Origin of the sequence: Nonomuraea bangladeshensis (assembly GCF_039529455.1) — a bacterium.
Classification (GTDB): domain Bacteria; phylum Actinomycetota; class Actinomycetes; order Streptosporangiales; family Streptosporangiaceae; genus Nonomuraea; species Nonomuraea bangladeshensis.
In genome coordinates, this window is the sequence record NZ_BAAAMV010000003.1 from 285,087 (window position 1) to 310,254 (window position 25,168).

25 protein-coding genes are annotated in these 25,168 nt (G+C 72.1%); 14 read left to right on the forward strand and 11 right to left on the reverse strand.

The window, feature by feature from the left end; all coding sequences use genetic code 11:
- The first annotated feature begins 8 nt into the window (after positions 1 to 8).
- Complete coding sequence (locus ABD292_RS09565) at positions 9 to 395, forward strand: STAS domain-containing protein (RefSeq protein ID WP_344206709.1); 387 nt, start codon at positions 9 to 11, stop codon at positions 393 to 395.
- A 49-nt stretch (positions 396 to 444) separates the two neighbouring features.
- Here ABD292_RS09565 and ABD292_RS09570 read toward each other — a convergent pair whose 3' ends face one another.
- Genes ABD292_RS09570 through ABD292_RS09580 form a run of 3 tightly spaced genes read right to left on the reverse strand, consistent with a single transcriptional unit; the run spans position 445 to position 3,542 of the window.
- Complete coding sequence (locus ABD292_RS09570) at positions 445 to 567, reverse strand: hypothetical protein (protein WP_344206710.1); 123 nt, start codon at positions 565 to 567, stop codon at positions 445 to 447.
- 49 nt (positions 568 to 616) lie between these two features.
- A complete protein-coding gene (gene ilvD / locus ABD292_RS09575; protein ID WP_344206711.1) occupies positions 617 to 2,266 on the reverse strand; it encodes a dihydroxy-acid dehydratase in 1,650 nt (549 codons plus the stop codon).
- 52 nt (positions 2,267 to 2,318) lie between these two features.
- Positions 2,319 to 3,542 carry a saccharopine dehydrogenase family protein gene (locus tag ABD292_RS09580; RefSeq protein WP_344206712.1) on the reverse strand — a complete coding sequence of 408 codons (1,224 nt, stop codon included), beginning with the start codon at positions 3,540 to 3,542 and terminating at the stop codon, positions 2,319 to 2,321.
- A 101-nt stretch (positions 3,543 to 3,643) separates the two neighbouring features.
- Between ABD292_RS09580 and ABD292_RS09585 the strand changes: the two genes are divergently transcribed.
- The 3 genes from ABD292_RS09585 to ABD292_RS09595 are packed head-to-tail and all read left to right on the forward strand — an operon-like array spanning position 3,644 to position 6,171.
- A complete protein-coding gene (locus ABD292_RS09585; RefSeq protein ID WP_344206713.1) occupies positions 3,644 to 4,342 on the forward strand; it encodes a TetR/AcrR family transcriptional regulator in 699 nt (232 codons plus the stop codon).
- 9 nt (positions 4,343 to 4,351) lie between these two features.
- Positions 4,352 to 5,104, forward strand: coding sequence for a DNA-formamidopyrimidine glycosylase family protein (locus tag ABD292_RS09590; RefSeq protein ID WP_344206714.1), 753 nt, complete (start codon positions 4,352 to 4,354; stop codon positions 5,102 to 5,104).
- Positions 5,105 to 5,106: 2 nt separating this feature from the next.
- Positions 5,107 to 6,171, forward strand: coding sequence for a spore photoproduct lyase family protein (locus tag ABD292_RS09595; RefSeq protein WP_344206715.1), 1,065 nt, complete (start codon positions 5,107 to 5,109; stop codon positions 6,169 to 6,171).
- 1 nt (position 6,172) lies between these two features.
- On the opposite strand, the gene ABD292_RS09600 is transcribed toward ABD292_RS09595, so the two are convergent.
- The 5 genes from ABD292_RS09600 to ABD292_RS09620 all read right to left on the reverse strand — a co-directional run bounded on the left by ABD292_RS09600 (position 6,173) and on the right by ABD292_RS09620 (position 11,825).
- Complete coding sequence (locus ABD292_RS09600) at positions 6,173 to 7,204, reverse strand: hypothetical protein (protein WP_344206716.1); 1,032 nt, start codon at positions 7,202 to 7,204, stop codon at positions 6,173 to 6,175.
- 55 nt (positions 7,205 to 7,259) lie between these two features.
- Positions 7,260 to 7,493, reverse strand: coding sequence for a hypothetical protein (locus tag ABD292_RS09605; RefSeq protein ID WP_344206718.1), 234 nt, complete (start codon positions 7,491 to 7,493; stop codon positions 7,260 to 7,262).
- Between the two features lie 148 nt (positions 7,494 to 7,641).
- Complete coding sequence (locus tag ABD292_RS09610) at positions 7,642 to 10,134, reverse strand: Tex family protein (RefSeq protein WP_344206719.1); 2,493 nt, start codon at positions 10,132 to 10,134, stop codon at positions 7,642 to 7,644.
- A 27-nt stretch (positions 10,135 to 10,161) separates the two neighbouring features.
- A complete protein-coding gene (locus ABD292_RS09615) occupies positions 10,162 to 11,325 on the reverse strand; it encodes an amidohydrolase (RefSeq protein ID WP_344206720.1) in 1,164 nt (387 codons plus the stop codon).
- Between the two features lie 65 nt (positions 11,326 to 11,390).
- Positions 11,391 to 11,825, reverse strand: a complete 435-nt coding sequence (locus ABD292_RS09620) for an RpiB/LacA/LacB family sugar-phosphate isomerase (RefSeq protein ID WP_344206721.1) — start codon at positions 11,823 to 11,825, stop codon at positions 11,391 to 11,393.
- 115 nt (positions 11,826 to 11,940) lie between these two features.
- On the opposite strand from ABD292_RS09620, the gene ABD292_RS09625 reads away from it, so the two are divergent.
- The 8 genes from ABD292_RS09625 to ABD292_RS09660 all read left to right on the forward strand — a co-directional run bounded on the left by ABD292_RS09625 (position 11,941) and on the right by ABD292_RS09660 (position 20,338).
- A complete protein-coding gene (locus ABD292_RS09625; protein WP_344206722.1) occupies positions 11,941 to 12,999 on the forward strand; it encodes an S-methyl thiohydantoin desulfurase family protein in 1,059 nt (352 codons plus the stop codon).
- Complete coding sequence (locus tag ABD292_RS09630) at positions 12,992 to 14,530, forward strand: hydantoinase/oxoprolinase N-terminal domain-containing protein (protein ID WP_344206723.1); 1,539 nt, start codon at positions 12,992 to 12,994, stop codon at positions 14,528 to 14,530. The genes ABD292_RS09625 and ABD292_RS09630 overlap by 8 nt, the downstream gene beginning before the upstream one ends.
- Positions 14,531 to 14,552: 22 nt before the next feature.
- Entirely contained in the window at positions 14,553 to 16,175 is a 1,623-nt protein-coding gene (locus ABD292_RS09635) for an ABC transporter substrate-binding protein (protein WP_344206724.1), read from the forward strand.
- Between the two features lie 3 nt (positions 16,176 to 16,178).
- Entirely contained in the window at positions 16,179 to 17,195 is a 1,017-nt protein-coding gene (locus ABD292_RS09640) for an ABC transporter permease (RefSeq protein WP_344206725.1), read from the forward strand.
- Entirely contained in the window at positions 17,192 to 18,022 is an 831-nt protein-coding gene (locus ABD292_RS09645) for an ABC transporter permease (RefSeq protein WP_344206726.1), read from the forward strand. The genes ABD292_RS09640 and ABD292_RS09645 overlap by 4 nt, the downstream gene beginning before the upstream one ends.
- Entirely contained in the window at positions 18,019 to 18,756 is a 738-nt protein-coding gene (locus ABD292_RS09650; protein ID WP_344206727.1) for an ATP-binding cassette domain-containing protein, read from the forward strand. The genes ABD292_RS09645 and ABD292_RS09650 overlap by 4 nt, the downstream gene beginning before the upstream one ends.
- Positions 18,753 to 19,637, forward strand: coding sequence for an ABC transporter ATP-binding protein (locus tag ABD292_RS09655; RefSeq protein WP_344206728.1), 885 nt, complete (start codon positions 18,753 to 18,755; stop codon positions 19,635 to 19,637). Before ABD292_RS09650 ends, ABD292_RS09655 begins: the two co-directional genes overlap by 4 nt.
- Before the next feature lie 353 nt (positions 19,638 to 19,990).
- The gene (locus tag ABD292_RS09660; RefSeq protein WP_344206729.1) at positions 19,991 to 20,338 is read left to right on the forward strand and encodes a hypothetical protein; all 348 of its coding nucleotides are present in this window, start codon (positions 19,991 to 19,993) and stop codon (positions 20,336 to 20,338) included.
- Between the two features lie 59 nt (positions 20,339 to 20,397).
- Here the strand turns inward: ABD292_RS09660 and ABD292_RS09665 are convergent, their stop codons facing one another.
- Together ABD292_RS09665 and ABD292_RS09670 are read right to left on the reverse strand one after the other, a co-directional pair.
- On the reverse strand, positions 20,398 to 20,754 hold the full coding sequence (locus ABD292_RS09665) for a DUF742 domain-containing protein (RefSeq protein WP_329590998.1): 357 nt from the start codon (positions 20,752 to 20,754) through the stop codon (positions 20,398 to 20,400).
- Positions 20,747 to 22,603 carry a sensor histidine kinase gene (locus tag ABD292_RS09670; protein ID WP_344206730.1) on the reverse strand — a complete coding sequence of 619 codons (1,857 nt, stop codon included), beginning with the start codon at positions 22,601 to 22,603 and terminating at the stop codon, positions 20,747 to 20,749. Before ABD292_RS09670 ends, ABD292_RS09665 begins: the two co-directional genes overlap by 8 nt.
- A gap of 208 nt (positions 22,604 to 22,811) precedes the next feature.
- Between ABD292_RS09670 and ABD292_RS09675 the strand changes: the two genes are divergently transcribed.
- Complete coding sequence (locus tag ABD292_RS09675; RefSeq protein ID WP_344206731.1) at positions 22,812 to 24,371, forward strand: ABC transporter substrate-binding protein; 1,560 nt, start codon at positions 22,812 to 22,814, stop codon at positions 24,369 to 24,371.
- Here the strand turns inward: ABD292_RS09675 and ABD292_RS09680 are convergent.
- Entirely contained in the window at positions 24,347 to 24,526 is a 180-nt protein-coding gene (locus ABD292_RS09680) for a hypothetical protein (RefSeq protein ID WP_344206732.1), read from the reverse strand. The two genes, ABD292_RS09675 and ABD292_RS09680, sit on opposite strands and share 25 nt — an antisense overlap.
- An 18-nt stretch (positions 24,527 to 24,544) precedes the next feature.
- On the opposite strand from ABD292_RS09680, the gene ABD292_RS09685 reads away from it, so the two are divergent.
- A complete protein-coding gene (locus tag ABD292_RS09685; protein WP_091077888.1) occupies positions 24,545 to 25,165 on the forward strand; it encodes a hypothetical protein in 621 nt (206 codons plus the stop codon).
- Positions 25,166 to 25,168: the final 3 nt, after the last annotated feature.

Genomic DNA, 25,168 nt, shown 5'->3' on the forward strand with positions numbered 1-25,168 from the left:
GGAGCTGGGTGACTTCGGAGCAGGCCTTGTCGATCAGCCTCGGGCTCCAGGGACCCTGCGTCATCGCGAGGTTGACGGGAGACTTCGACTTCGGCTCGGCGGCCGAGGTGCGTGACCGTGTCACCAAGGCGCTCGATCTCACCCAGCCCCCGATGCTCGTCATCGACATGCAGGCCGTCAGCGTGTGCGACTCCTCCGGGCTGTCCGTGCTGGTCTATCTGCACAAGGCGGTCACCGCCTCCGGCGGGCGGCTGCTGCTGTCGGGGCTCAACGGGCGGTGCGAGCACCTGTTCGCGATCACCGCGCTCGACAAGTTCTTCGACATCCGCCGCACGGCGGAGCTGGCCATCGCCGAGCTCAGCGAAGCGGGCGACGCGCCGCCGTTCACCGGGTAGACAGCAGAGGAGCCGGCCCCCCGGCAGGGGACCGGCTCCTCACGCGGGCTCAGGCGGTGACGAGGAGTGCCACCCCGATGAGCACGACGACCGGGACGAGCCACATCACGGCCTCGAAGGCGAACTCCTTGTACATCGCGTAAGTCTCCTCTGTGTCGCTCTCATCAGGCACGAACGCCTATAAGGCATGACCGAAACGTCTCTGCGCAGCATAGCCGCCGTCAAGCGGTGACCGCGCCGTCGGAGGCGGAACCCACGGTCCTGACGTACTTCGCCAGCACGCCCCGCTCGACCGGGCGCTCCGGCCGCCGCCACGCGGCCCGGCGCGCGGCCAGCTCCTCCTCGGGCACCAGCAGGTCCAGCGTGCCGGCCGCGCTGTCGATCACCACGGTGTCGCCGTCGCGCACCAGCGCGATCGGGCCCCCGTGGTATGCCTCCGGCGTCACGTGCCCGATCACCAGCCCGTGCGAGACGCCGCTGAAGCGCCCGTCGGTGACCAGCGCCACGGACGTGCCGAGCCCGCGCCCGACGAGCGGCCCGGTGATCGAGAGCATCTCGCGCATGCCGGGACCGCCCGCCGGGCCCTCGTAGCGGACCACGATGACGTCGCCCGCAACGATCCGGCCCTCCTGGATGGCGGCGTAGCAGTCGTTCTCGGAGTCGAAGACCCGGGCCGGGCCCTCGTGACGGAAGTCGTCCTTGCCGCCCAGCTTCAGCACGCAGCCGTCGGGGGCGAGCGAGCCGCGCAGGATCGCCAGCGCGCCGCGCCGCTTGAACGGCCGCGTCACGTCCGCCACGACCTCCTGGCCCGGCCGCTCCTCGGCCTGCGCGGCCACGTCGGCGAGGGTGCGGCCGTCCGCCAGCGTCACGTTCTCGCGCAGCAGCCCGGCCTCCAGCAGCCGCCGCGCCACCAGCGAGGTGCCGCCCGCCCGCCACAGGTCCAGCGCGGTGTATGGACCGCCGCTCGGCTTGAGCCCGGTGATGATCGGCACCCGGCGGCAGATCTCGCCGATCTCGTCGATCACCAGCGGCAGCCCGGCCTCGCGGGCGATGGCCAGCAGGTGCAGCACGGCGTTCGTGGAGCCGCCCATGGCGGCCACCGAGACGATCGCGTTGTGCAGGGCGTCCGCGGTGAGCACCCGTGACGGCCGGGCGTCGCGGGCCAGCGCGTCCATGGCGAGCTCGCCGACCCGCCGCGCCGCGGCGTTCTTCTCCTCCGCCACGGCCGGGATGTCGCCGATCCCGAACGGCGCGAGGCCCAGGAAATCGGCGACCGAGCCCATGGTGTTGGCGGTGTACTGGGCGGCGCAGGTGCCGGCGCCCGGGCAGGCGTGCCGGGCCAGGTCGTCGAGGTCGGCCTGGTCGAGCCGGCCGACCTCGCGCTCACCCAGCGCCTCCCACATGTCCTGGATCGTCACGTCCCGGCCGCGCCACCGGCCCGGCATCATGGTGCCGCTGTAGAGCACCACGGACGGCACGTCCAGCCGGGCCAGCGCCATGATGGCGGCCGGCACGGTCTTGTCGCAGCCGACGATCGCCACCAGGGCGTCGAAGCCGTGCGCGCGCCCCATGAGCTCGATCGAGTCGGCGATGACCTCACGGCTGACCAGGGACGCGCGCATGCCCGGGGTGTGCATGGTGAGGTTGTCGGAGACCGCGATGGTGTTGAACTCCATCGGCGTGCCGCCCGCCGCGCGCACGCCCTCGGCGACGTGCGCGGCGAGCTCGCGGTGGGTGAGGTTGCACGGCATGGTGCCGGTCCAGGTGGAGGCGATGCCGACCACGGGCCGGCGCTGCTCCTCCTCGGACAGGCCCATGGCGTACAGGTGGGAACGGGCGGGTGCGCGGTCGGGATCGTCGGCGATGCTCAAGGGGGTCCTCCCGATGTACGGTTGTCGCCCCCTTATGATCCCGGACGCCGTCCTACTGCTCCCGCAGGCCCCACGGTGAGCCGTACTCGACCAGCAGGTCCAGGAACGGGCGCGGCTCGAACGCCTCGGGGCCGAGCACGCCCGCGCCCTTCCACGTCCCGTCGGCCAGCAGCTCCAGGGCGATCACCGGGTTGACGGCGGTCTGCCAGACGACGGCCTGGGAGCCGTACTCGCGCATCGACCACTGGTTGTCGACCACGTGGTAGAGGTACACCTCGCGCGGCCGGCCGTCCTTGACGCCCTTCACCCACGTCCCGGCGCAGGTCTTGCCGCGCATGCGCGCGCCCAGCTCGGCCGGGTCGGGCAGGACCGCGGCCACCACGTCGCGCGGTGACACCCGCACCGTGGTCCCGCCGTCGCCGCGCACGGGGACCGGCTCGGTGCGGTCCACGCCGAGCGCGTGCAGGGTCTTCAGCGTGTCGATGAACTCCTCGCCGAGGCCGTACTTGAAGGTGACCCGGCGGGCGTCCACCCAGCGGGGGACCAGCAGGACCTCCTCGTGCTCGACGTTCACGCACTCGACCGGGCCGATGCCCTCGGGGAAGTCGAAGACCTCGGGCTCGCTGAAGGGCTCGGTGGTGTACCAGCCGCGGTCCTTCTCGTAGATGACCGGCGGGTTGAGGCACTCCTCGATGGTGGTCCAGATGGAGAACGACGGGGCGAAGTCGTAGCCGTCGACGGTGAGGTTGGCGCCGTCCCTGATGCCGATCTCCTCGATCTCGTCGAAGAGGTCGTCGGCGGCGTAACGGGCGAAGACGTCGGCGAGGCCGGGCTCGACGCCCATGCCCACCAGCGCGAGGCGGCCGGAGGCGGCCCAGTCGGCCGAGCGGGCGAACTGCTCGTCGCCCAGCTTGACCCCCACCTCCTCGTACGGCCGCTCGGGGTGTGGCCTGGACATCGACATCGCCATGTCGAGGTAGTCGGCCCCGGCCGCGAGCGCCGCGTCGAACAGCGGCAGCACGAAGCGCGGGTCGGTGGCGTTGAGGAGCACGTCGCAGTCGTGCTCGCGGAGCAGGGCGGTGACGGCGTCCCGGTCGGCGGCGTCCACCTTGACCGGCGTGAACCGGTCGGCGTCGGGGCCCAGCGCGGCGACGGCCGCCTTGGCGCGGGGCAGGTCGTAGTCGGCGACGAGCATGTGGTCGAAGAACGTGCGGCGGGCGGCGATCCGTGTGATGGCGGTTCCCACCCCGCCGGCTCCCACGAGAAGGATACGCATGACGAAAAATCCCCTTTGGATGCTTTTGGGGGGCTGTGTCGCTAATCCAACTGCACTACGCTCATCAACGTCAATGGCGTTGGCATAAGGAAGGTTTCGCGATGGCGAAGCGGGTGGTGCCGGAGACGGCACGCAGGCGGCGGCGGCCGACCAAACAAGGGCAGGTCCTGACTCATCAGCTCATCGTGGAGAAGGCGCTGCGCATGCTCCGCGAGCACGGCGCCGCCGGTCTCACCGCCCGCCGGCTCGGCCTCGCGCTCGGCGCCGACGCCAGCACCGTCTACCGCTACTTCCGCGGCATGGACGACCTGGTCCTCGCCATCGCCGACGAGCTGTTCGGGCACGCCGTAGAGGGCTGGTCGCCGAGCGGCGACTGGCGGGCCGACCTGCGCGAGCTCGGGCTGCGCATCCACCACGCCTACCTGACGCACCCGCAGGCCGCCGTGCTCACCGCCAGCCGCGTCACCGGCCTCCCCCAGGAGGTCGCCACGGACGAGATGATCCTCGGCATCCTGCGCGGGGCCGGCTTCCCCGACGCCGACGCGGTCCGCATCTACCACGCCTTCATCGACCAGAGCCTCGCCTTCTCGATCCTGGACGCCGCCACCCTCTCCCTGCCGCCGGCCGCCCGCGAGGCCGACGAGGAGGTCTGGCGCGACACCTACGCCCGCCTGCCCGCCAGCACCCACCCCCACATCGCCGCGACCGCCCCGCTGCTGGTCGCCCGCATGAACGACAGCGCCTACCCGACCGCGCTCGACATGCTGCTGGCGAGCGCATCAGCCCAGCTCAGGGGGTAGAGGGGCGGTGTGCCTGAGGGACATCTGGTTCACCGCCACGCCGACGAGCAGCAGGCGGCACTGGGCGGGCGCGTCGTGCGCGCCTCGGGGCCGCAGGGCCGCTTCGACGCGCGGCCCTACGACGGACGGACGCTGACCGCCGTCGAGGCCCTGGGCAAGCACCTGCTGTACCACTTCGAGGACGCCCCCGCGATCCACGTGCACCTCGGCATGCGCGGGATCTTCCTGCGGTACGACGGCCCCGCGCGCGAGCCCCGGCGCGGGACGCGGCTCCGGCTGGCCACGGGCGACGTGGCGTTCGACCTGATCGCGCCCATCCAGTGCGAGGCGTACGGCCCCGGCGAGGTGGCCGCGCTGCGCGCCTCGCTCGGGCCCGACCCGCTGCGGGACGACGCCTCCAGGGACGAGGCCGTACGGCGGCTGACCGCGTTCGGCGGGCCGGTCGGCGCGGCCGTGCTCGACCAGAAGGTGTGGGCGGGCATCGGCAACGCCTGGCGGGCCGAGCTGCTGTTCCTCGTCGGACTGCATCCCGCCGCCAGGGACGTCGGCGCGGAGGGCGCCGGGCGGCTGTGGGACACCGCGGCCGCGTACCTCGCCCTGGGGCGCGACGCCGGGCAGGTCGTCAGCGATCCCGACCGGCCCGACGAGCGCTGGGTCTACCGCCGCGAGCACTGTCGCCGCTGCGGCGCACCCGTCCTGACCTGGGAACTCGCTTCCAGGACCGCATACGCTTGTCCTGTGGACCAGCCAGGGAAGGGGTGAACATGCGGACACAGCCGCTCCTCGACGTCCGGCGCGTCTACGTCGAGCCGGAGGCGGCCGGGCTGCCGCGCGGGCAGGAGATCCTCGCCCGCTTCCCCGACGCCGAGCTCATCGAGATCGGCAGCCACCACCGCATCCCCGAGCTGTACGGCGACGAGACCAACGTCAACCGCTGGGTGCGCATCAAGACCGAGGCGCTGGTGCTCGGCGTCAAGAAGTCGCTCACCGCCCGCCCCAACGACCGCTCGGCCGACTTCATCGCGCCCTCCACCGCCAACGGCTGCGCGATGGCCTGCGCCTACTGCTACGTGCCACGCCGCAAGGGCTACAGCAACCCGATCACGGTGTTCGCCAACATCGACAAGATCCTCGGATACGTCCGCCGCCACGCCGGCCGCCAGGGCGTCAAACCGGCGCCCAACCAGGCCGACCCGCGCGACTGGATCTACGACATCGGCGAGAACTCCGACTGCTCGGTCGACGCCACGATCTCCGACAACGTGCGCGACCTGGTCCGGCTGTTCCGCGACCTGCCCAACGCCAAGGCCAGCTTCGCCACCAAATACGTCAACCGCGACCTGCTCGACTGGGACCCGCGGGGCCGCACCCGCATCCGCTTCAGCCTCATGCCCGCCGCCGACTCCAAGCTGCTCGACATCCGCACCTCGCCGATCGCCGAGCGCCTGGCCGCCATCGACGACTTCGTGGCCGCCGGCTACGAGGTGCACGTCAACTTCAGCCCCGTCGTGGTGCGGGACGGCTGGCTGGAGAGCTGGGGCGAGCTGTTCGACCAGCTCGACGCCGCCCTCGGCCCGCAGGCGAAGGCCCAGCTCGCCGCCGAGGTCGTCTTCCTCACCCACAACGACCGGCTGCACGAGGTCAACCTGGGCTGGCACCCGAAGGCGGAGGAGGTGCTGTGGCGGCCGGAGCTGCAGCAGGCCAAACGGTCGCAGACCGGCGGCTGGAACGTCCGCTACCGCACCGGGCAGAAGGGGCGTCACGTCGCCGCCCTCACCGATCTGATCGCGGCGAGGCTGCCGTACTGCCGGGTCCGGTACGCCTTCTGACTCACCCGTCCTGCGGGTCCTGGTCGAGTCTGGCTCGGGCGAGGCGTTTGCCGAGGCCGGCCAGCGATTCGTCGGCCATCAGCGCGGCCAGGCGCGGCGCGTCCTCGTCGATCCGGCGCGACACCTCCGGCTGGTCACCGTTGAACCGCGTCCATGCCCGCACCACCTCCGGCATCGCGGCGATGGCCGCGTCCGACAGGATCGCCTCGCGCGGCAGCCACGAGGTCAGGAACCGCGACACCCGGTCCGGGCTCCACCACAGCGGATGGTCACCGACGAACTCCCGCAGCTTCCCGAACGCCTCCCGCGCCCCCGGCAGGTCCGGCAGGCCCGCCAGCTCCGCGAACCGCTCCGCCGTGTCGTCGCCCGCCCCGCGCACCAGCCCCGGCACGCTCCGCGCCCGCGTCACCGCCAGCGCGCGTACCCCCGGCAGGGTGTCGGCCACCTCCGCCCCGAGCAGGCGGTCACCCAGCTCGAACGCGTCCAGCACCCGCCCCGCGACCACCTCGGGCTCGGCCGCCGCCAGCCCCAGATCGTCGAGGAACTTCACCTCCTCGACCACGGCGTCCACCGCCAGGCCGCCGTGCGGCTGGTCGATGCCGACGACCAGGACGTGCGGCTCCTTGCCGTTCTCGTAGCGGAAGCTCAGCGCCGCGAGGATCTGCTCGCCGTACGGGTCGGCCCTGCCGTACCAGGCGCCTTCGCAGACGACCCGTCCCATGCGCCGGGTCCATCCCGGCAGTGCCTCCAGCGCCTCTTCCGCGGCCCGCCCGAACACCGACCCGCCCGGGGCTTCGCCGGGCTCAAGGACGGCGTCGGCCTGCTCCTGGGGCGCCACCGCGGCCAGGGCCGCGAGCGTCAACCGCGCCTCCGCGCCGCCGTCGCCGGTCAGCTCGCGGAGGAACGGCTCCAGCTGTCCCGGCTCCAGCTCGGCCGTCAGCCGGGCCGCCCAGAGCTCGGTCCTGAGCGGGGAACGCCACCTGAGCAGGTCGCGAGCCTGCGCGAGCGCCGCCTTGAACGTCGAAGTGCTCACACTCCGACCGTAGCCCCCGCGCCGGCCTCGTCGCGCCCCGGGTGGCGGGGCGCGACTACTTCCTCAGCCAGAGCATGTAGTACGGGCTGTCCCAGCGGCAGTCGTACTCCTTGTAGTTCTCCATGACGAGCTTGGCCGTCCCCGCCTTGACGCAGTTCGTGAGCGTCCGGAAGCCCTGGTAGGGGACCCAGCCCGCGGCCGTGGCACTGGCCGGGGCGGCGAGGGCGCCGGTGGTGAGGGCGCCGGCCATGGCCAGTGTCACGCCGAAACGTGCGGCTTTCTGTCGCATGACATCGTCCTTCCTTTGTGGGCGGCGCACGCGCCGCCCGTACGGATGGACTCACGCTACAGCTTGTTGATCTAGAAAAATCGGTAATTGTGGATCTTGTCCGGAAGATCCGGCGACCGGTTGAGCGGCCGCCCCGGACAAGTCCCGGCTAGCGGCGGTCGTCGCCGGTGAGGCCCGCCTTGCGGAGGGCTTCGGCCATGGCGCCCGTGGGGGCGGGGCTCTGGCGGCGCTGACCGCCACCACCACGCTGGCCGCCCTGGCCCCGGCCGCCGTCGCCCCCGCGCCGGCCGTCACGACCACCCTGGCCACCCTGGCCGCCCTGACCACCTTGACCGCCCTGGCCTCGGTCGCCGCGAGCACCGTCACCACGAGCGCCGTCACCACGAGAGCCGTCACCGCGTCCGCCGTTGCCCCGGGCGCGGTCGCCGCGGGCGCCGTCCCCTCGGGCGCCCTCGCCCCGGGCGCCGTTGGAGCGGCGCGGGCCGTCGGACTGGGCCGTGGCGTCGTCCTCCAGGCGCAGGGTCAGGGAGATGCGCTTGCGCGGGATGTCGACGTCCAGCACCTTCACCCGGACGATGTCCCCGGGCTTGACCACGTCACGCGGGTCCTTGACGAACGTGCGGGACATGGCCGACACGTGCACCAGACCGTCCTGGTGGACGCCGACGTCGACGAAGGCGCCGAAGGCGGCGACGTTCGTGACCACGCCCTCCAGGATCATCCCGGACGACAGGTCGGAGATCTTCTCGACGCCCTCCTTGAACGTGGCGGTCTTGAAGGCGGGACGCGGGTCTCGGCCCGGCTTCTCCAGCTCGCGCAGGATGTCGGTGACCGTAGGCAGGCCGAAGGTGTCGTCGGTGAAGTCGTCAGGCCGCAGCGAGCGCAGGGCGGCGGTGTTGCCGATCAGCGACTTGAGGTCGGTCTTGACCGAGCCGAGGATGCGGCGGACCACCGGGTAGGACTCGGGGTGCACGCTCGACACGTCGAGCGGGTCGTCGCCGCCGCGGATGCGCAGGAAGCCCGCGCACTGCTCGAACGCCTTCGGGCCGAGCCGCGGCACCTCCTTGAGCGCGGTGCGGGTGCGGAACGGGCCGTTGGCGTCGCGGTGCCGCACGATGCTCTCCGCGAGCGTGGCGCCGATGCCCGACACGCGCGTGAGCAGCGGCGCCGAGGCGGTGTTGACGTCGACGCCGACCGCGTTGACGCAGTCTTCGACCACGGCGTCGAGCGAGCGCGACAGCTTGGTCTCGGCCAGGTCGTGCTGGTATTGGCCGACGCCGATCGACTTGGGGTCGATCTTGACCAGCTCGGCCAGCGGGTCCTGCAGCCGGCGGGCGATGGAGACCGCGCCGCGCAGCGACACGTCGAGCTCGGGCAGCTCCTGCGAGGCGTAGGCCGAGGCGGAGTAGACCGACGCCCCCGCCTCCGACACCACGATCTTGGTGAGCCCCGGCATGTGCTTGCACAGCTCGCCGGCCAGCTTGTCGGTCTCGCGGGAGGCGGTGCCGTTGCCGATGGCGATCAGCTCGACGCCGTGCCGCTGCGCGAGCGCGCCGAGCACGGCGAGCGACTGGTCCCACTGGCGCTTGGGCTCGTGCGGGTAGATGGTGGCGGTGTCGACGACCTTGCCGGTGGCGTCGACCACGGCGACCTTCACGCCGGTGCGCAGGCCGGGGTCGAGCCCCATCGTTGTACGGGTGCCGGCCGGCGCGGCGAGCAGCAGGTCGCGCAGGTTGGCGGCGAAGACCCGCACCGCCTCGTCCTCGGCCGCCTGCCAGAGCCGCATCCGCAGGTCGATGCCCAGGTGGACGAGGATGCGGGTGCGCCAGGCCCAGCGCACGGTGTCGTTGAGCCACTTGTCGGCCGGCCGGCCCTGGTCGGAGATGCCGAACCGGGAGGCGATGCGCAGCTCGTAGTCGGGGCTGTCGTCGGGCTCCAGCGTGACGCTGAGGATCTCTTCCTTCTCGCCGCGGAACATCGCCAGGATGCGGTGGGAGGGCAGCTTGGTGAACGGCTCGCCGAACTCGAAGTAGTCGGAGAACTTGGCCCCCGCCTCCTCCTTGCCCTCGCGGACCTTGGACACGAGCCGCCCGCGCGTCCACAGCTGCTCGCGCAGGCCGCCGATGAGGTCGGCGTCCTCGGCGAAGCGCTCGATGAGGATGGCCCGCGCGCCCTCCAGGGCCGCGCCCGCGTCGGCCACGCCCTCGGTGACGAAGCCCGCGGCCTCGGCGGCCGGGTCGAGGGACGGGTCGGCGAGCAGCCGGTCGGCCAGCGGCTCCAGCCCGAGCTCGCGGGCGATCTGCGCCTTGGTGCGCCGCTTGGGCTTGTAGGGCAGGTAGATGTCCTCCAGGCGGGCCTTGGTCTCGGCCGCCATGATCTGCTCGCGCAGCGCGTCGTCGAGCTTGCCCTGGGACTCGATGGACTCCAGGATGGCGGTGCGGCGCTCCTCCAGCTCGCGCAGGTAGCGCAGCCGCTCCTCCAGCGTGCGCAGTTGCGCGTCGTCGAGCGCGCCGGTGACCTCCTTGCGGTAACGCGCGATGAACGGCACGGTCGCGCCGCCGTCGAGCAGTTCGACGGCCGCCTGCACCTGGCCGTCGCGTACGCCGAGCTCCGCGGCGATCCGCTGGTGAATAGAGAGCACTTGCCTGCCTTTCGATGGTCCCGCCGGTCAATTGTGCAGGACTGCGCCGTCCTTCATGACCAGAGTGCGCGCAGGGTGAACGACCACGGCCTCCGCCGCGCCGCCGCACGGCAGCACGACGAGGTCGGCCCGGTCGCCCGGCTTCAGCCCGTAGCCCCGCAGCCCGAGCAGGCGGGCGCCGCCCGTGGTGGCCGCCTCCAGCGCCAGCTCGATGTCCTCGTCCCTGCGGAAGGTGCTGCGGTAGGCGAGGTGCATGGCCCGCTCCAGCAGGTCGCCGCTGCCGTACGGCCCCCAGAGGTCGCGGATGCCGTCGTGCCCGCAGGCGAGCGTGACGCCCGCCGCCCGCAGCTTCTTGACCGGCGGCACCGGGAAGTCGTAGACCGCCGCGGTGACCAGCGCCACGCCCGCCTCGGCCAGCCCCTGGACCAGCCGGTCCTGGGCGGCCTCGCCGAGCTGGCCCAGCGCGTAGGCGTGGCTCACCGCCACCCGCCCGCCCAGCCCGAGCGCCCTGGTGCGCTCGATGATCAGCTCCAGCTCCCAGCCGCCGAGGGTGCCGCCGTCGTGCAGGTGGATGTCGACGTGGACGCCGTAGCGCTCGGCCAAACCGAAGATCACGTCGAGGTGGCGCACCGGGTCGCGGTCGATGCCCGCGGGGTCGAGCCCGCCGACCGCCTCCACGCCGCTCTTGAGCGCCTCCTCCAGCAGCTCGGCCGTGCCCGGGTTGGTCAGCACGCCGTGCTGCGGGAAGGCGACCTGGCGCACCTCGACGGGCACGCGGGCGGCGGCCTCGCGCACGGCCTCCACGCCGCGCAGCCCGACCTGCGGGTCGATGTCGGTGTGCGTGCGCACGTGGGTGGTGCCGGCCGCGCTCATGCGCTCCAGCAGGGCCGTGATGCGCCCGGCGTCGGGCACGCCGAGCTCGGCCCGGCGGCCGAGGTCGTTGCCGATGCGGCCGGCGAGGGTGTCGTCGGCGGAGTGGGGCACCCACGGGCCGCCGTAGAGGGTCTTGTCGAGGTGGCAGTGCGCCTCGACCAGGCCGGGCAGGACGAGCTGCCCGGTGATGTCGGCCACCCGCGCGCCGGGCGCGTCGAGATCGGGGCCGACCTCGTGGATCAGGCCGTCGCGGACGAGGAGGTCGGCGGGCGACCCGAGCCCCCAGGGGAGCCCGCCGCGCAGGAGCACGTCGCTCATGCCAGCACCCTAGACGCCGCCGGTGACGTTTTCCCGGCCGCCGCGATGACCGGACGGGCCGGCGGTCACATCTGCTCCAGGTGGGAGATGTTGGCCCGGTCGGCGGGGTCGTCGCTGGGCCGGCCGGCGAGCCAGGCGTCGAGGATCTCGCCGAGCACCACGTCGGAGGTGAGGCGCAGGCTCAGGGCGAGCACGTTGGCGTCGTTCCACTTGCGGGCCCCGTCGGCGGTGTAGGCGTCGACGCAGAGGGCGGCGCGCACGCCGGGGACCTTGTTCGCGGCGATGGAGGCGCCGGTGCCGGTCCAGCAGCACACGACGGCCTGCTCGGCGCGGCCCTCGGCGACGTCGCGGGCGGCGAGCTCGCAGGCCCACGCCCAGTCGTCGCGCTCTCCGTCGTCGAGCGCGCCGTGCGTGATCACCTCGTGGCCGCGCCCGCGAAGCTCCGTCACCACCCGCTCGGCCACGCCGTCCCTGCTGTCGGCGGCCACAGAGATCCGCATCCACGCCTCCGCCCGTCGTTTCTCCAGAGTCGTTCCCAAAGAGTACGGCCGGCACCTGCCGGACTGGCGAAAGCAGCGGCGGTGTGGTTGGTTGTGTCGCCAAATGAGCATTGATGTGAGCGATATCCCGGCTCTCGCCCGGGGCTGCGCCGTTCTCGGCACCGGTGGCGGGGGAGACGTCCGCACCGGGTCGCTGGCCGCGGTCCGGGCCATCCGCGAATACGGCCCCGTCCCCCTGGTCAGCCTGGCCGATCTGCCGGACGACGCCCTGGTGGTGCCGCTGTCCGGCATCGGCGCGCCGACCGTCAGCCACGAGATGATCCACAGCGAGGACGAGCCCCGGCGCGTCGCCGAGGAGGTCGAGCGGATCTTCGGCCGTCCGCCGAGCGCCGTCATGTCCTCCGAGATCGGCGGCTCCAACGGCGTCATCCCGGTCGCCTGGGCCGCCCAGCTCGGCCTGCCGCTGCTCGACGCCGACGGCATGGGCCGGGCCTTCCCCGAGGTCCAGATGGTCTCCATGTACGTCGCCGGCCTCCCGGCCGACCTGGTGATCATGTCCGACGTGCAGGGCAACGTGGTCACCATCCGCCCGGTGGACGGCCTGTGGTCCGAGCGCCTGGCGCGGGCGGTGTGCGTGGCGGCGGGCTCGTCCGCGCTGATGGCCGACTACGTGCTCACCGCCGCGGGCGCGCGGGGCGCGGTGATCGAGGGCACGGTCACGTACGCGCTGGAGGTCGGCAGGGCCACCGAGGGCGTCCCCGACCCGCTGGGCGCGCTCCAGGGCAGGCTGGGCGCCGCCCGCCTGGTCACCGGCAAGCTGACCGACGTGGAGCGGCGCACGACGGGCGGGTTCGTCCGGGGCACGGCCACGGTCGAGGGCACCGGCGACGACCGGGGCCGCACGCTCACGCTGGAGCTGCAGAACGAGAACCTGGTCGCGATCGAGGACGGCCGGCCGCTCGCGATGGTGCCCGACCTGATCACGGTCGTGGACACCGAGACCGCCGCCGCGATCCAGACCGAGGGCCTGCGCTACGGCCAGCGCGTGACGGTGCTCGCCTGGCCGTGCGACCCCCTCTGGCGCACCCCGAAGGGGCTGGAGACGGCCGGGCCGCGCGCCTTCGGCTACGAGCTCGACTACGTCCCGGTGGAGGAGCTGAGCGCCCATGTCTGACCTGCGTGTGGGGATCGACGTCGGCGGGACCAACACCGACGCGGTGGTGCTCGACGGCGACGGACGGGTGATCGCCAAGGCCAAGCGGCCGACCACCCCGGACGTGACGACGGGCCTGCGGGCCGCGCTCGACGCGGTGCTCGCCCCCCTGGGCGAGTCGCGGGAGCGGATCGGCCGCGTCATGCTCGGCACCACGCACGCCACCAACGCCATCCTGGAGCGGCGCAACCTCGGCCGGGTCGCGGTGCTGCGGCTCGGCGCGCCCGCCACGACCGGCGTCCCGCCGCTGTCCGGCTGGCCGGACGACCTGCGCAAGGCCGTCTCGGCGGGCGAGGCGGTGCTGCCCGGCGGCCACTACGTGGACGGCCGCGAGCTGGCCCGCCCCGATCTCGACGCCGTACGCCGCTTCCTCGACGCGGTCGAGGCGGAGGCGGTGGCGGTCACCGGCGTGTTCAGCCCGGCGAGCGGCGAGCACGAGCGGCTGGTGGGGGAGCTGGTCAGGGACGAGTACGGCCTGCCGGTCTCGCTCAGCCACGAGATCGGCTCGCTCGGCCTGCTCGAACGCGAGAACGCGACCGTGCTCAACGCCGCGCTGTACGGGGTCGCCGCCGACGTGACGGGCGCGCTGGTCGCCGCGCTGGCCGAACGCGGTCTCGGCGCCCGCCCGTATCTGGCGCAGAACGACGGCACGCTCATGACGCTGGAGCACGCCGCCCGCCTGCCGGTCGCCACGATCGGCTCCGGCCCGGCGAACTCGCTGCGCGGGGCGGCGTACCTGTCGGGCGTGGCGGACGCGATCGTCGTGGACGTCGGCGGCACCTCCACGGACCTCGGCGTGCTGGCCGGCGGCTTCCCCCGGGAGTCGGCGGCGGCGGTCGAGATCGGCGGTGTGCTCACCAACTTCCGCATGCCGGACATCCTGGCCATCGCGCTCGGCGGCGGCACGGTCGTGCGGGAGCGCGGCCTCGGCCCCGACTCGGTCGGCTACCGCATCGCGGAGGAGGCCCTGGTGTTCGGCGGGGGCACCCCGACCATGACCGACGCCGCCGTGGCCGCCGGCCGCATCCCGCCGGACGATCCCGGCTGGCGGCTTGACATCTCGGAAGCAATCGCCGACATGCTGCAAAGGGCGGTGGCGGCCGCCGACGAGCTGGTCGCCGACGCCGTGGACCGCATGGCGCTGGGCCGGGCCGACCGGCCGCTGGTCGCGGTGGGTGGCGGGGCGTTCGTGCTGCCGGCCACGGTGCCCGGCGCGGGCGAGCTGATCCGCCCGGAGCACGCCGAGGTGGCCAACGCCGTGGGGGCCGCGATCGCGCTGGCGAGCGGCAGAGTCGATACGATCTTGCCTGCGGGAGATAGCCGGACAAAGGCCATCGAAAGGGCCAAGGAGGAGGCGGCGGCCCGAGCCGTGGCGGCGGGGGCGGACCCTTCCCTCGTGGAGATCGTCGATCTCCTGGAGGTGCCGCTGAGCTACCTCTCCGAGCCCGCCGTGCGGGTACACGTCAAAGCAGCCGGACCCCTCGCCCGGTGACAGAACGGAAGGATCCCCCCACATGCGCTGGCACAAGCGTCTGCTCGTCGCCGGTGTGACCGGTGTCCTCGCCCTGACCGCGTCCGCGTGCGCGGGCGGACAGGTGCGCGGCGCCGGCGGCACACCCGCGCCCCAGCAGAGCGGCACCGGCCAGAGCCGGAGTGCCTCGTCCGACGGCCCGGCGAACGACAGCACGTTCGTCTACGTCCCCAACCTCGACGTCGTCACCGACTGGGACCCGGCGACGTCCTACTCCAACGAGATCGTCGCGCTGTCGAACATCTACGAGGGCCTGACCCGCTACGACGCGCGGACCCAGAAGGCCGAGCCGCGCCTCGCGCTGAAGTGGACCGCAGGGGCCGGCGGCAAGGAGTGGACGTTCGAGCTGCGCCCCGGCGTCACCTTCCACTCCGGCAAGCCGCTGACGGCCGAGGCCGCGAAGAAGGCCATCGAGCGGACGATCGACAAGAAGGGCGGCGCGGCCTACATCTGGGACGCCGTGGACAAGATCGACGCCCTGGACGACAAGACGCTCAAGTTCACCCTGAAGTACCCGGCCCCGCTCGACCTCATCGCCTCCTCCGGCTACGCCGCCTACATCTACGACGTCGGCGCCGTGGACCCCGACGGCAAGAAGGACGCCGGCACCGGGCCGTACACCATCGACACCTGGCAGAAGGGCAAGGAGACCGAGCTCACGCTGAAGGCGTACGAGGACTACTGGGGCGGCTGGCAGCCCGACCAGTACAAGAAGGTCGCCTTCCGCGTCACCCCGGAGATCACCACCGCCTGGCAGCTCCTGCAGAAGGGCGAGGTCAACTTCGTCCAGCGGCTCAACCCGCAGCTCTTCCAGCAGGCCGGCGCGACGGACGGGGTGCGCACCTCGCAGTCGCCGTCGTTCCAGAACCTGCTCGTGCTGTTCAACACCGCCTCCGGCCCGGCCAAGGACGAGCGGGTGCGCAAGGCGCTGCAGGCGGCCATCGACTACGACGGCCTGGTGGCCGCGCTCAAGGGCTCCGGGCAGAAGGCCAGCGGCCTGGTGCCGGACGGCCTGCTCGGCCACGTCCCCGGCATGCAGCCCAAGCAGGACCTGGCCAAGGCCCAGCAGCTCCTGGAGGAGGCCGGCTACGGCCCCGACAACCCCGAGCTCAAGCTGAGCCTCACCTACGCCCAGGGCGACGACGACCAGAAGCTCCTGGTCACGCTGCTCAGCTCGGCGCTGAAGAAGCTCAACGTCACGCTGCAGGCCCGGCCCATGACCTGGAACGCGCAGTGGGACCTCGGCAAGAAGCGCGGCCAGGACGTCTTCGTCATGTACTGGTATCCGGACTACCCGGACGCCTACTCCTGGTTCCTCAACGTGTTCAAGAGCGCCGACGAGCCGCAGTTCAACCTGTCGTACCTGAAGGACGCGCAGATCGACGCGGGCATCGACGCGTTGCCCGAGCTCACGGCCACCAACCAGGTCCGCGCCGACGAGACCTACCAGGACCTGCAGCGGAAGATCATCGAGGAGCGGGCGGCGGTCGCGGTGCCGTACGTGCAGACCTACCAGCGGGCGCTCTCCGCGGACGTCGAGGGATATGTGGACAACCCCGCCTATCCCAACGTGGTCTTCTTCTACGACCTGAAGCGCGCAGCCTGACCCATGGCACGCCATCTGGCCCGCCGGCTCGGCCAGGCCCTCCTGGTCGTGGCCGGCGTGGTCGTGCTCACCTTCACCGTCATGAGGCTCGTGCCCGGCGACCCCGCGGTCGCCTACGCCGGGCCGAAGGCCACGCCCGAGCAGCTCGCCGAGGTCCGCGAGCGGTTCGGGCTGGACGACCCGCTGCCCGCGCAGCTCGTCGCGTACGTGCGCGACCTGCTCACCGGCGACTGGGGCACCAGCCTGCGCACCCGCCAGCCGGTCCGCGACGACCTCTACCTCGCCTTCCCGGCCTCGCTGGAGCTGGTCGGCGCGGCGCTGGCGCTGGCGATCGTCGTGGGCGTCCCGGTCGGCGTGCTCGCCGCCCGCCACAACCGGCGGCTGCCTGACCTCGGCGTGCGCTTCACCAGCATGCTCGCGGTGTCCGTGCCGGTCTTCTGGCTGGCGCTCACCCTGCAACTGGTCTTCGCGAGCAAACTGGGCTGGTTCCCGATCGCCGGCGAGTACGACTCCTCGCTCGACACGACGAGCCCGCTCACCCTCTGGACCAACATCACGGTCGTCGACGCCCTCATCACCGGCAACTGGCCCATCCTCACCAGCACCCTCCAGCACCTGGTGCTGCCCGCGCTCGTCGTGGCCGCCTATCCCACCGGCGTCATCGCCCAGATGACCCGGGCGGCGCTCATCGAGGAGTCCGGCCAGGACCACGCGCGGATGGAGCGGGCGCTCGGGTTCGGCGAGACGGCCGTGCTGACCAGGTTCGCGCTGCGGCCGTCGCTGGCGCCGGTGCTGTCGATCGTGGCGCTGGTGTTCGCGTACTCGATCGTCAACGGCTTCCTGGTCGAGGCGGTCTTCAACTGGCCGGGCCTGGGCCGCTACGCCGCCGAGTCGATCAAGGCGCGCGACACCCCGGCCATCGCGGGCGTGACGCTGCTGGTCGCGCTCGTGTACACGCTGGCCAACCTGGTCGTGGACCTGCTCCAGGGCGTCGTGGACCCCCGGGTGAGGGCCCGATGAGGCGGCGCGCACTGCCCAGGATCCCCGACCGCTTCGCCGCGCTCGGCGCGGCCGTCGTCGTGCTCCTCGTGCTGGCCGCGATCCTCGCGCCCTGGCTGGCGCCGTACGACGCCGACCCCCGGCCCCTGGAGTCGCTGCTGCCGCCGAGCGGCGCCCACTGGCTCGGCACCGACAACGTCGGGCGCGACGTGCTCAGCCAGATCCTGTACGGCGCCCGCACCTCGCTGTTCATCGCCGTCGCCGTGCTCGCGGTCTCGGCCACGGCCGGGGTGACGCTCGGCATGGTCGCCGGCTACGCGGGCGGTTGGGCGCGCGACGTGATCATGCGGATCACGGACGTGTTCCTGGCCTTCCCCGCGCTGCTGCTCTCGCTGGCCCTCGCGGTCGTGCTGCCGCCGAGCGTCAACACGGTCGTGCTGGCCATAGCGGTGACCTGGTGGCCCTGGTACGCCCGCCTGGCCGCCTCCACGGCCGCCTCGATCGCGACGCGCGGCTACGTGGACGCCGCCCGCTGCCTCGGCGTGCCCGCGCCGCTGATCGTGCTGCGGCACGTGCTGCCGAACTCGCTCACCCCCGTCCTGGTGCAGATGTCGCTGGACGCGGGCGGGGTGATCCTGACCTCGGCGGCGCTGTCGTACCTCGGGCTGGGCGCGCAGGAGCCGACCGCCGAGTGGGGGCTCATGGTGCAGCAGGGGCAGACGTACTTCACCACGAGCTGGTGGATGGTGACCTTCCCGGGGCTGGCGATCCTGGTGACGGCGTTCGCGTTCAACGTGCTCGGCGAAGGGCTGCGCAACGCGCTCGACCCGCGGAGGGTGGTCAAGTGATCGAGGTGCGCGAGCTCAGGGTGAGCTACGCCGGGCGCGTCGTCGCCGACGTGCCCGAGCTGGACGTGGGCGCGGGCGAGTGCGTGGCGATCGTGGGGGAGAGCGGGTCGGGCAAGTCCACGACGCTGCTCGCGCTGCTCGGCCTCCTCACGGACGCCGAGGTGAGCGGCCGCGTCACCGTCTGCGGCGTGGACGTCATGACCGCCCCGCCGCGCCGGCTGCGCGAGCTGCGCGGCGCGCGGGCGGCGCTGGTCATCCAGTCGCCGCAGGCCGCGCTCGCCCCCGCGACCCGGCTCGGCGTCCTCATGCGCCGCGCGCTGCGGCTGCACGGCAGGGAGGCGACGGACGCGGCCATGGCCGAGGCCATGCGGGCGGTGCTGCTCGACCCCGGGCTGCTGCGCCGCTACCCGCACGAGATCTCCGGCGGGCAGGCCCAGCGCTTCGCCATCGCGCTCGCCATCGCGCTCGGCGCGGAGGTCGTCCTCGCCGACGAGCCGACCAGCGCGCTCGACGTGACCGTACAGGCCGAGGTGGTCGCCGTGCTGCGCCGGCTGCGGGCCGAACGCGGCCTCGCGCTCCTGCTCGTCTCGCACGACCTCGCCCTGGTGTCCACGATCGCCGACCGGGTGCTGGTGATGAAGGACGGCGCGGTGGTCGAGTCGGGACCGGCCGCGGCGGTGCTGTCCGCGCCGGCCCATCCATACACGCGCGAGCTGCTGGAGGCGCTGCCATGACCATGCTGAGGGCCGAGCGCGTCACCCTCGGGTACGGCGGGCACCCCGTCGTCCACCCCGTCGTCCACGATGTCAGCCTCGACCTCACCGAGGGCGGCGTCGGCCTGATCGGGGAGAGCGGGTCGGGCAAGACGACGCTGGCGCGGGCGTTCCTCGGCCTGCTCAAGCCGATGTCCGGCGACATCGTGTACGACGGCCGGCCGCTGCGCGAGGCCGACCCGCGCAGCTTCAGGAAGGACGTCCAGCCCGTCTTCCAGGCCGAGGCGCTCGACCCGCGCATGCGGATCGGCGCGTCCGTCGCCGAGGCGCTGCCGCGCCGCGAGCGGACCCGCGTGGGGGAGCTGCTGGAACAGGTCGGCCTGGACCCGGCGCTCGCCGCCCGCCGGCCCCACCAGCTCTCCGGCGGCCAGCGGCAGCGGGTGGTGATCGCCCGCGCCCTCGCGGTCGGCCCCCGCCTGCTCATCCTCGACGAGCCCACCAGCGCGCTCGACGTGACGGTCCAGGCGCGGATCCTCGACCTGCTCGCCGGGCTGGACGCCGAGCGGCTGCTCATCACGCACAACCTCGCGGTCGTGCGGCGGCTGTGCCGGACCTCGTACGTGCTGTTCGCCGGCCGGGTGGTGGAGTCGGGGCCGACGGCGGAGCTGCTGGCCCGGCCGGCGCATCCGTACACGCTGGCCCTGCGCGACGCCGTCCCCCGCCTCGGCGGGCCGCCACCGGCCGCGACCGGCCGCACGGAGGCCGTCCCGGCGGCCACCGGCTGCCCGTACCGGCTGCGCTGCCCCCTCGCCGTCGCGGAGTGCGAGCGCACCCCGGAGCTCCGCGAGGTCACGGACGGCCGCCAGGCGGCCTGTCACCGCGCGGCGGACGTCCTCGGGTGACCCCCGCGCGAGCTGTGCACGTCAGGCCAGGTCAAGGTCAGGTATAACGATCTTCACTCTCTGGAGCATGTCGTCCACTCCGCGAGCGAGGGACTTGCACCCGCTGCCAGCACCTTCGTCAGTCTGTCGGCCATATCCGCTACTCTCCGTTACTCACTGTGTCACCCTGTTGACGGGGGCGATCTATCAGGGGAGTGGGCCGATACGTACACAGGGAATGGGCACTACAAGATGTACTGCCCGTGTCCACAGAAGTGCAAGAAGACGATGCCGAGCACCCCGTCCGACCCGAACTGCCTGAAAAACCTACTGGGCCAGTTGATCCGGGTGACTTGCTGGTGAAGGAGCGGTTGATGATCCATTACCTGCGCATGGACGCGGGATTCTCCAGCGACGATCCCGCCGACAGCGAAGACGCCTTCGACGTGTTCACCGACCGAGTCTTCGACGAGCTGCTCAACCTGCAGGCCCTGGATGTAGGCATCGTGGAGCCCGACCTCACGGCCAGCCTCGCGGCGCGGCGGATCAGCTTCCTGATGGGGATAGAGGCGTCCACGCAGGACGACGCGATCAAACTGTTCCTGGCGAACGTGCAGTGCGCACTCCACGCTGCCGAATGCAACACGGAGGGGTTCCCTCGCTACGAGCCGACAGTGGACGCGAAGCCCTCCATCCGCCGGATCGAGGCCGCTGACGCCTGAGCTTGACATCCACGGCCCCGTCCCCCTCGCGGGAGGCGGGGCCGTCCTATCGTGTCCGCTCAGAGGGCCTTCAGGCCGCTGATGACCTCCAGCAGGACCTTCGCGTCCGGTGCGGGGGGCGGGTGCTCGACCTGGACGAGTTCCTGCGCGTACAGGTCGCCGACCAGCACGCGGACCACGCCGATGGGCAGGTTGAGCTCGGCGGCCACGTCCACGAGGCGGGTGGGCTTGGTGCACTTCTGCAGGATGATCAGGTGCTCGGGGCCGAGGCCCACGGGCGCGGTGAGGCCGCCGGCGGTGATGATCACCGCGATGAGGTCGATGGCCTCGCTCGCGGGCACCGTACGGCCCCGGGTCAGCAGATAGGCGGGGACGATCGGACCGGCGTCCTCGTCCAGCCAGCGCTCGTCACTCACTGCGCACCACCCGCATGGGGCGTCTGGGCTCCTCGGCGGGGGCCTCGGGCTCTGCCACGTGCTCTTCCGGGATCAACACGATCGCGGTGGTCCCTCCATATGGTGAACCGCGCAACGTCACGCGGATGTCGTGCCTGGCGGCCAGGCGGGAGACGACGAACAGGCCCAGCCGGTCGCTGTCGGCCAGGTCGAACTCGGGCGGGCTGGCCAGCCGCTCGTTGTACTCGGCCAGCTCCTCGGGGCTCATCCCGAACCCGCGGTCCTCGACCTCGAAGACGAAGCCGCGCGCGGCCTTCTCCCCGCGCACGATGACCTGCGTCTTGTCGGGGGAGTAGACGGTCGCGTTCTCGATGAGCTCGGCGATCAGGTGGATCACGTCGCCGACCACAGGCCCGGCGAGGCGCTCGGCCGGCATCGGCTCGACGGTGACCCGCTGGTAGTCCTCCACCTCGGCCGCCGCGCCGCGCGCCACGTCGAGCAGCGGCACCGGCCTGCTCCAGCCGCGGCCCGGGATGGCGCCGGACAGGATGATCAGGCCCTCCGCGTGGCGGCGCATGCGGGTGGTGAGGTGGTCGAGCTTGAACAGGTCCTCCAGGGCGTCCGGCTCGGTCGCCCGGTGCTGCATGTCCTGGAGCTGGATGCGCTGGCGGTGCAGGAGGGCCTGGCTGCGCCTGGCCAGGTTGCGGAAGACGTGCCGGACGCCCTCCCTGAGCTGCGCCTGGCCGACCGCGGCCTCGACGGCGGTCTGCTGGACGGTGGAGAACGCCTGCCCGACGTCGTCGATCTCGGTGGTGGTGCTCGGCACCGACACCTCGGGCAGCTCGACCGTCTCGCCCTTGCGCAGCTTGGCCACCACCTGGGGCAGCCGCTCCTGGGCGACCTCCAGCGCGGCCAGCCGGAGCGCGCCCAGCTCCTTCGACAACCGGTTGCCCATCCGCAGCGAGAACGCGATCGACACGACCACCAGCGCCAGGCAGAGCCCGGCCAGCATGAACGCCCGGCGCAGCACCTCGTCGGCGATCGGCTCGGCGCGGGCGTTCAGCGTCGCGCTGGCCCGCATGAGCGACTCCTGGAACGACTTCGCCAGCGCCTCGGTCGTGGCCAGCCAGCTCTTGGGCGTGCGGCCCGCGATGATCTGGTCCTCCATCATCCGCATCCGCTGGTAGGCGGGGGAGGAGATGAGGGAGACGTCGGCGTCGCGCAGCGGCCGGTCGAGCTCGCTCAGCGACTGGTCGACGAGGAAGCGCCGGTTGCCGACGATCTGGGTGAACAGCCTGCGCTCGGTCTCGGTGACCGGCCCGAGCGCGATGGCCTGCTCCCTGGTCAGCAGCTCCTTGGCGAAGCCGAGGTCGATGATCACGCGCGACTGCTCGTAGATGGGGATGTCGTCGATGAGGGCGACGTGCCGGTGCAGGCTGAAGATCGTGTCGATGATCGCGCTGTACGACTCCACGGTGTGCAGACGGTCGGACAGGCCCGCGTCGATCTCTCCTCGGATCGCGTCGAGCCTGTCGAGCTGCGTGTCCACCGCGTCCACCTGTGTGCGGATCTCTTCCGATCGGTTCTTGGATGTGCTGGAGAGCTGCCGGAACGTGTCCCTTGCCGCGTCGGTGCGGTTGCGCTGCGCGGCCACGGCGGCGGGGCCGGTCGTGTGGCGCAGGAGCTTCGCCGAGACCAGACGCTCACGCTGAATCTCGCTGATCAGTTTGTACGCGGGAAGGCGCAGGTTCGTCCAGACCGTTTTGTATTCGCGCAGCTCCAAACTCTCGGTCGCCGTGACGGCGGTGATGACTCCCCACAACACCACCATGGAGGCCAGTGGCACCAGCAGCAGTCCGATGATCTTCATGCGGATCGTCCGGCTACGACCCATGGCACCTCACTCCGGTCCTGGTCCCCTGGTGGCAACCCTGGACGGGACAGGCCCTGAGAATAGCAACGCGATCACTGAATTGCCCAATTTTTCGGGACTTTTGGGCACGTGTCGCCGGTCTTCATGATCTTGGAGTAGGTTTCCCGAGTACGTCGCTGAGAGGTCGCTGACAGAGGGAGATGCGTTGCGCCGTCGTCTCGCCGCGGCCGCCGCGCTGGCGCTCCTCGCGGCCTGCTCCTCACCTCCCGAGCCGGCCCGCGCCCCCGCGGGCGAGTCGACGTTCGTCCAGGTGAGAAATCTGGACGTCATCACCGAATGGGACCCGGGAAAGTCCTACTCCAACGAACTCATCGCCTTCCAGAACATCTACGAGACGCTCACGTTCTGGAATCCCGTGACGAAGAAGTCCACCCCGCGCCTCGCCACCTCCTGGCGCGCCTCGGCCGACGGCCGCACCTGGACGTTCAACCTCCGCGCCGGCGTGACCTTCCACACCGGCCGCCCGCTCGACGCCGACGCGGTCAAGGCGTCCATCGAGCGCACGATGGCCACCAAGGCCGGCGCCTCCTACATCTGGGACGCCGTCTCCTCGATCCGGGCCGACGGGCCGTCCACGGTGACGTTCACGCTCAAGTACCCGGTGCCGCTGGACCTGGTCGCCTCCGCCGGGTACGCCGCCTACATCTACGACACCAAGGCCGCCCCCGACCTCACCGCCTGGTTCCAGCAGGGCAGGGACGCCGGCACCGGGCCGTACACCGTGGCCCGGTGGCAGAAGGACAAGGAGGAGGAGCTCACGCTCAAGGCGTACGACAAGTACTGGGGCGGGTGGAACAAACCCCACTACAACATGGTCAAGTACCGGGTCGTGCCCGACCCCGACCGTGCCTGGCAGCTCCTGCAGCGCGGCGAGGCCGACTTCGTCGAGCGGCTCAACCCCCGCCTGTTCTCCAGGGCGTCGGCCACGCCGGGCGTGCGCACCTCCGAGCGGCCGTCGTTCCAGACCGCGATGCTGCTGTTCAACACCGCGCAAGGGCCGATGAAGGACGTACGGGTGCGCCGCGCCGTACAGAAGGCCATCGACTACCGCGGCCTGATCAAGGACCTCAAGGGCGCCGGCTCGCCCACCAGCGGGGTCATCCCGGAAGGGCTGATGGGCCACGTGCCCGACCGGACGCCGACCCAGGACCTCGCCGCCGCCGAACGGCTGCTGCGCCTGGCCGGCTACGGGCCCGGCGGGCGGCCGCTGCGGCTGCGGCTGACGTACGGGGAGGGCGACACCGACTGGCGGCTGCTCGCCACCCACCTGGAGGCCACGCTGAAGCCGCTCAACGTCACCGTCCAGGCCACCGCCATGCCGTGGAACGACCAGTGGGAGCTGGGCAAGCGGCGCGGCCAGGACATCTTCGTGATGTACTGGTGGCCCGACTACGCCGACGGCTACTCCTACTTCGGCAACGTCTTCCACAGCGGCGAGCCGCCGGTGTTCAACCTGTCCTATCTCAAGGACGACGAGCTGGACGCGCTGCTCGACACCGTGGCCGAGCTGACCGTGACCGACCCGCCCGCGGCGCAGCGGGCGTACGAGCAGGCCACCCGCCGCGTGCTGGACCAGCGGGCGGCCGTGGCGCTGCCGTGGGTGACCAACTACCAGCGCGCCTACCTCGGCAGCATCCAGGGCTATGTGGACAACCCGGCGTACTCCGACGTCGTCTTCGTCTACGACCTGAGGCCCTCGGCCTGATCCTGCCCCTCGACCCGCTCCTTGAGCTTGGCCCTGATCTCCTCGGGCGTGTACGCGCGCCGCCGCCGCTCGGCGCGGGCGACCACCACCCCGGTCGCCGCCACGCCCATGACCCCGGCCAGCCCGAGCACCTTCCACCACCGCCGCTTGCGCATAGTGCCTAGGCTAGCGATGTGCTGACACTCGACGAGGCCGTCAAGGTGACGCGCACCGGCGATCTGTGGATCTTCCGCGGTCGCTCGGTGCCCGACCGCGCCATCCAGACGGTGACCAACAGCCCGGTCAACCACGTGGGCATGGCCATCGTGATCGAGGACCTCCCGCCCATGATGTGGCACGCCGAGCTCGGCCGGTCGCTGCCCGACCTGTGGGCCGGCGAGCACCATCGCGGCGTGCAGCTGCACGACCTGCGCGCGGCGGTCACCACGTGGGTCGGCAGATACGGTCAGCGCCCCTGGCTGCGCCAGCTCGAACCCGAGGTCACGCCGGAGATGGAGGACGCCGCGCTGCGCACGGTCGCCCGGCTGGACGGCACGCCGTTCCCCTCCACGGCCCGGCTGGCCGGCCGCTGGTTCCGCGGCCGCGTCCCGTGGCGGGCCCGGCAGGGGATGGCGCTGGAGAGCGCCTACTGCGCGGAGGTCGTGGCGGTCACGTACGAGGAGATGGGCCTGCTGCCCGCCGGCCGCCGCCCCAACTGGTACGACCCGGGCCGCTTCTGGAGCGGCGACGACCTGGAGCTGCTGACCGGCCGCCGCCTCGGCAACGAGATCACCATCGGCGTCGAACGGACGTGAGCC

Coding starts and splice junctions, on each gene's coding strand:
- ABD292_RS09655 (WP_344206728.1), top strand. CDS start 18,753: ATGACCATGCTGAGGGCCGAGCGCGTCACCCTCGGGTACGGCGGGCAC.
- ABD292_RS09605 (WP_344206718.1), bottom strand. CDS start 7,493: ATGCGACAGAAAGCCGCACGTTTCGGCGTGACACTGGCCATGGCCGGC.
- ABD292_RS09670 (WP_344206730.1), bottom strand. CDS start 22,603: ATGAAGATCATCGGACTGCTGCTGGTGCCACTGGCCTCCATGGTGGTG.
- ABD292_RS09645 (WP_344206726.1), top strand. CDS start 17,192: ATGAGGCGGCGCGCACTGCCCAGGATCCCCGACCGCTTCGCCGCGCTC.
- ABD292_RS09585 (WP_344206713.1), top strand. CDS start 3,644: ATGGCGAAGCGGGTGGTGCCGGAGACGGCACGCAGGCGGCGGCGGCCG.
- ABD292_RS09640 (WP_344206725.1), top strand. CDS start 16,179: ATGGCACGCCATCTGGCCCGCCGGCTCGGCCAGGCCCTCCTGGTCGTG.
- ABD292_RS09615 (WP_344206720.1), bottom strand. CDS start 11,325: ATGAGCGACGTGCTCCTGCGCGGCGGGCTCCCCTGGGGGCTCGGGTCG.
- ABD292_RS09630 (WP_344206723.1), top strand. CDS start 12,992: ATGTCTGACCTGCGTGTGGGGATCGACGTCGGCGGGACCAACACCGAC.
- ABD292_RS09580 (WP_344206712.1), bottom strand. CDS start 3,542: ATGCGTATCCTTCTCGTGGGAGCCGGCGGGGTGGGAACCGCCATCACA.
- ABD292_RS09660 (WP_344206729.1), top strand. CDS start 19,991: ATGATCCATTACCTGCGCATGGACGCGGGATTCTCCAGCGACGATCCC.
- ABD292_RS09620 (WP_344206721.1), bottom strand. CDS start 11,825: ATGCGGATCTCTGTGGCCGCCGACAGCAGGGACGGCGTGGCCGAGCGG.
- ABD292_RS09595 (WP_344206715.1), top strand. CDS start 5,107: ATGCGGACACAGCCGCTCCTCGACGTCCGGCGCGTCTACGTCGAGCCG.
- ABD292_RS09680 (WP_344206732.1), bottom strand. CDS start 24,526: ATGCGCAAGCGGCGGTGGTGGAAGGTGCTCGGGCTGGCCGGGGTCATG.
- ABD292_RS09635 (WP_344206724.1), top strand. CDS start 14,553: ATGCGCTGGCACAAGCGTCTGCTCGTCGCCGGTGTGACCGGTGTCCTC.